Below are 4474 nucleotides of genomic sequence, written 5' to 3'. Positions count from 1 at the left end.
TGCGGCCTGCCGCACCGTGCCCCGGTTGGGGGCGACCGCCAGGTGGCGGTCGCTAACTGGTCAGCGGGTGTCGCTGTCGTCCTCGGCCACCGGCTCACCGGCCGGGCCGTACGGCGACACCTGCCCCTTGGGCACCGGTCGACCCTCGTCGCCACGCGACGTGCCCCGGTTGAGCGGGTGGCCGGTCGGCGTGGGCCCCTTGCTGTCCTGGCTGGTGGCGCCCCTGGCGTTGCGCCGGAACTCTTCCTGCTGCGGGTTGACCACGGGTGTCTCCCTTCCGGGTACGGCAGGCGGCATGGACCGCCTCCCAAAGCCGGCATACCCGCCCGCCCCGGCGGCATTCCGACCCGGGGCACCGATGAGACGGCTAGCGGTTCCCGAATCGGGTAACCCGTCGGCGTGGGTGACGATCGCAGCGTGGTGCGGGTCCTGCTCGACCGGCGTGGCCGCACGTACGCCGAGGAGGCCGGCATCCGGCTCGCGGACCGGCCCGGGCCGCTCTACCAGCTGCTGGTGTTGACCACGCTGCTGAGCACCCGGATCCGGGCATGTGTGGCGGTGGACGGCGCGCGGGAGCTGTTCGCCGCCGGCTACCGCACCCCGCAGGCGATGGAGGCGGCCAGGTGGCAGGACCGCGTCGACGCGCTGGGCCGGGGCCACTACCGGCGCTACGACGAGCGGACCGCCACCATGCTCGGCACCGGCGCCCGGCTGTGCCTGGATCGCTGGCACGGCGACCTGCGACGGCTGCACCGGGAGGCGCAGGGCGACCCCACCGGGCTGCGGCGGCGGCTCACCGAGTTCCCCGGAATCGGCCCCACCGGGGCGGACATCTACCTGCGCGAGGCGCAGACGGTCTGGTCGGACGTGCGCCCGTACGCCGACCGTCGGGCCCTGGCCGGGGCGAAGCGGCTGGGCCTGCCCGGGTCTCCGGACCGGCTCGCCGGCCTCGTCGACGAACCGGACTTCGGCCGGCTCGCCTCAGCGCTGGTGCGGGTGGCGCTGGGTGAGGAGTCCGCCGGGGAGGTCACCCGCGTCGCCGCCCGCTGAGGCGCTCACTTGACCGTCTTGTCCCCCGGACGGGTCAGGTGCCACACCAGCAACGCGGCGAGCAACGCCAGGACCACCAGCCCGCCGGAGATGCCACGGCCCTCCTCGGGGCTGCGGCCGGCGCTGCCGAAGTAGATCACCGCGAGGCCGGCCAGCACCGCGACAAACGTACGCAAACCTCGGTCCTTCACGTCTCGCACGCTAGGCGGACGGCGTCACACTTCGCACCGATTTGCGCCCTTGGTCAGCCTTCCGGGTGATGATCAACGTTCGACGCGGCGAGGCCCCCGCTCAGACGGCCTCCAGGTCGTCCAGCGAGATGGAGTGGGTCATCAGCCACCGGGCCAGCGCCGACATCCCGAACAGCCACAGCGGCACGGACTCGGTGGGGCCGTTGGTGGCGTAGATGGCGAACCGCAGATCCGGCGCGCGGTACGCCTCGATCCGCCACTGGTGCTGCCGGTCCCGCCAGACCGACGAAGGGTCCATGGCGTCACCGTAGGTGACCACCGCCGACCTCGGGGTCGGTTGGGTCAGTACCGCCGGCTCAGCCCGGCACCACAGTCGTTCCGAACACGATGCGGGCGACGGACACCACAAGGCTGATCCCGACTCCGGCGAAAATCAGCCAGCCGACGCCCCGCCACCCCGAACCCCGGCCGGGCACCGGCAGCGGCGGTGGTCTCCACAGCTCCCGGTAGGTCCACGCCAGCACACCCACCCCGAACGGCAGCAGCCCCACCCAGAACCAGAACCACCTGGTGCCCACCAGCGGCGGCGCGCCGCCGATCAGCCGGCCCAGCCACAGCACGGTCAGCACGCCAGCGAGCAGCGACGCGGCGTTCCCGATCCGGTGTGCGACGCCGCCGCCCGTGCCCCTGGTGTCAGAAGTGGCGGCGAGCCGCGCGTCCCGCCCGCCCGTTGCGGCGCCCGCCGACAGGTCCGGCTCGGCGAGGTACGAATCGGAGGCGGGTGGCGCCCCGAAGGCGTACCGGGTCTGACCGTTCGGCACGGTCCAGACCAACAACCCGCCGCCCGCCGCGTACTGCGCACGCGGCCGGCTCCCCCAGTACGCGTCGTCGTCGGCCCAGCCGGACGCCCGCTCGAAGGCCACCACCTGTCCGGTCGCGACATCCCGGTCGAGCTGGGCCTCCGTCGACTCGCGGGGCTCCACCCACCAGGCCAGAGACGCCCACAGCACCCAGAGCACCGGCAGCACCCAGCGCAGCGCCACCGGGACGATTTCCCGCCACCGGCCGCCGAACGGCCGCGACGGGGACGGCGACACCTCAACCATCAGCACACCGTCGCACCCCGGCGCAATCCTGTCAGCCCCGGATGGTGCGCGCCGTTCAACCGACGACGATCCGGGCGTCGTCGGGCAGCCGGCGGGTCGCGCCCCGCCGGTCCAGCAGCTCCAGCAGGGGCACCGCCACCCGGCGGGTGGTGTCCAACGCCTGCCGGGCCGCCGAGAGGGTGAACGGCTGCGGCAGACCGGCCAACACCCGCACCGCGTCGTCGAGCGCGTCGGGCAGCAGCACCACGTTGTCGGCCAACCGCAGCAGGGCGCCGGCCCGCACCGCGGCGCCGATCTCCCGAGGGCCCAGACCGAGGTCGACGAGGCGGTCCGCCTCGGGGGCGCGGAACGGCCGGTCACCGTACTCGGCGCGGACCCGCTGCACGGCCCGGGCCACCGGTTCGGGCAACGCGTCGGCGCCCGCCGCCCCGACCCGACCGGCGTGGATCCGCAGCGGCGGCCGGACCAGCGCCTCGACCAGCACCCGATCGGGCAGGGCGAGGCGCTGACGCAGCGCGTCCACCGGCATCCCGGGCTCCAACGGGTGCTCCCGCGCGTGCCGGGCGACCTCCTCGATCAGCTGCTCGCCGAGCCGCCGCCAGTACGCCGGGTCGGCCAGCCAGTCACCGGCCACCGGCTGCGCGTACGCCGGCCCGCCACGCCCCGGCTCGGTGTGCACCGGCACACCCATCCGGATCAACGCGCCGGCCCGGATCAGCCGGCGACGGCGCAGCTCCCCGGCCAGGTCGGGTCGACCGTCCAACTCGGCGAGGACCTGGGCGCGGGCGGCGGCCGCACCCCGTCGACCCAGCGGTGGGGGTGCCACGTCCAGCACCCGCACCCCGCCGCTGACGTGGTGGCGGCCCGGGTCGCGCAGCAGCGCCCGGTCGCCCACCAGCAACGGCAGCGGGCGGGTCAGCCGCAGCCGAACGGTGTCCGGGCCGAGCGGGCGCACCCGTACCGGCACCGCCGCCGACCCGACGTGCAGGGTGAGGGTTGCCGGCAGGTCGGCGGCCGGGTCGCCGGCGAGCCGGACGTCGACCAGGTCGGTGTGGTGGAACCGGCCTGGGGTGAGCAACACGTCGCCCCGGCCGAGCCGGTCGCGGGGCGTACCGCGCAGGTTGACCGCCACCCGGGCGACCGCCGCCGCCTCCGGGCGGGCCTCGCCCAGGCAGTGCAGGCCACGGACCCGGACCGGTTCGTCGGCACCGGCCAACTCCAACTCGTCGCCCACGCGCAGCCGGCCGGCGCCGAGGGTGCCGGTGACGACGGTGCCGCTGCCCCGCACCGTGAAGCTGCGGTCCACCCAGAGCCGGACCGGGTCGTCCAGCACCGGCGCGGGCAGTCGGGCGGCGAGCCGGTCCAGGGCGTCCCGCAGCTCCGGCAGGCCGGCGCCGGTCAGGCCACTGACCGCCACCGCCGGCACCGCGCCGAGGCTGGTCGCGGCGATCTCGGCGCGGGCGCGGGCCGTCGCCGGCCCCGGGTCGGCCAGGTCCGCGCGAGTCACCGCCAGCAGGCCGTACCCGACACCGAGCGCGTCGAGCGCGGCCAAGTGCTCGGCGGACTGCGGCATCCAGCCCTCGTCGGCGGCCACCACGATCAGCGCCGCCGGGACCGGGCCGACCCCGGCGAGCATGTTCGGCACGAACCGCTCATGCCCGGGTACGTCGACGAAGGCGACGGTGCCGCCGGACGGCAGCGTCGTCCAGGCGAAGCCCAGGTCGATGGTCATCCCCCGGCGGCGTTCCTCGGCCCACCGGTCGGGTTCCATCCCGGTCAACGCCCGGACCAGTGTCGACTTGCCGTGGTCGACGTGCCCGGCGGTCGCGACGACGAACACGCTCAGTCGTCCCCGGGTACGCGCAGCACAGCCTCACGGACCGCCTCGTCGGCGTCGGCGGGCACACAGCGCAAATCGAGCAGGAGCCGGCCGCGCACCACCCGGCCGAGGACCGGCGGGTCTCCGACGCGCAGCGGCGCCGCGTACCGCTCGGGCAGGCTCAGCGCCCACGAGTCCAACTCCACGCCGGGGGCGCCACCACCGCCGACCACCGCGACGGCCGGCACCACCTCCGCCTTACGGCCGTCCACGCCGAGCCGGTCCCGCAGCCGCTCCACCCGTTCCCG

At 75.4% G+C, this 4474-nt stretch carries 6 protein-coding genes and 1 pseudogene; 1 reads left to right on the top strand and 6 read right to left on the bottom strand.

Annotated features, from left to right (window positions below; genetic code table 11):
• Positions 1 to 60: 60 nt before the first annotated feature.
• Positions 61 to 264, bottom strand: coding sequence for a hypothetical protein (locus ABZU52_RS31955; RefSeq protein WP_354974641.1), 204 nt, complete (start codon positions 262 to 264; stop codon positions 61 to 63).
• Between the two features lie 135 nt (positions 265 to 399).
• Here ABZU52_RS31955 and ABZU52_RS31950 point away from each other — a divergent pair, with 135 nt between their 5' ends.
• Positions 400 to 1050: a hypothetical protein gene (locus tag ABZU52_RS31950; protein ID WP_354974640.1), complete on the top strand. Its 651-nt coding sequence runs from the start codon at positions 400 to 402 to the stop codon at positions 1048 to 1050.
• A gap of 5 nt (positions 1051 to 1055) precedes the next feature.
• On the opposite strand, the gene ABZU52_RS31945 is transcribed toward ABZU52_RS31950, so the two are convergent.
• The 5 genes and pseudogenes from ABZU52_RS31945 to ABZU52_RS31925 form a co-directional block, all read right to left on the bottom strand.
• Complete coding sequence (locus ABZU52_RS31945; protein ID WP_354974642.1) at positions 1056 to 1241, bottom strand: hypothetical protein; 186 nt, start codon at positions 1239 to 1241, stop codon at positions 1056 to 1058.
• A gap of 100 nt (positions 1242 to 1341) precedes the next feature.
• Entirely contained in the window at positions 1342 to 1539 is a 198-nt protein-coding gene (locus ABZU52_RS31940; protein WP_354974639.1) for a hypothetical protein, read from the bottom strand.
• Between the two features lie 58 nt (positions 1540 to 1597).
• A complete protein-coding gene (locus ABZU52_RS31935; protein ID WP_354974638.1) occupies positions 1598 to 2347 on the bottom strand; it encodes a hypothetical protein in 750 nt (249 codons plus the stop codon).
• A gap of 55 nt (positions 2348 to 2402) precedes the next feature.
• On the bottom strand, positions 2403 to 4187 hold the full coding sequence (gene selB / locus ABZU52_RS31930) for a selenocysteine-specific translation elongation factor (RefSeq protein ID WP_354974637.1): 1785 nt from the start codon (positions 4185 to 4187) through the stop codon (positions 2403 to 2405).
• 2 nt (positions 4188 to 4189) lie between these two features.
• Positions 4190 to 4474 (bottom strand): annotated as a pseudogene (locus tag ABZU52_RS31925) (L-seryl-tRNA(Sec) selenium transferase); the annotation flags it as partial.

Origin of the sequence: Micromonospora sp. NPDC005220 (assembly GCF_040607895.1) — a bacterium.
Taxonomy (GTDB): domain Bacteria; phylum Actinomycetota; class Actinomycetes; order Mycobacteriales; family Micromonosporaceae; genus Micromonospora.
Note: the sequence above shows the minus strand (reverse complement) of the source record. Positions and strands in the feature narration are given on the sequence as shown.

Excerpts from the sequence above, each read along its gene's own strand:
- ABZU52_RS31940 (WP_354974639.1), bottom strand. The coding sequence starts at position 1,539 with ATGGACCCTTCGTCGGTCTGGCGGGACCGGCAGCACCAGTGGCGGATC.
- ABZU52_RS31935 (WP_354974638.1), bottom strand. The coding sequence starts at position 2,347 with ATGGTTGAGGTGTCGCCGTCCCCGTCGCGGCCGTTCGGCGGCCGGTGG.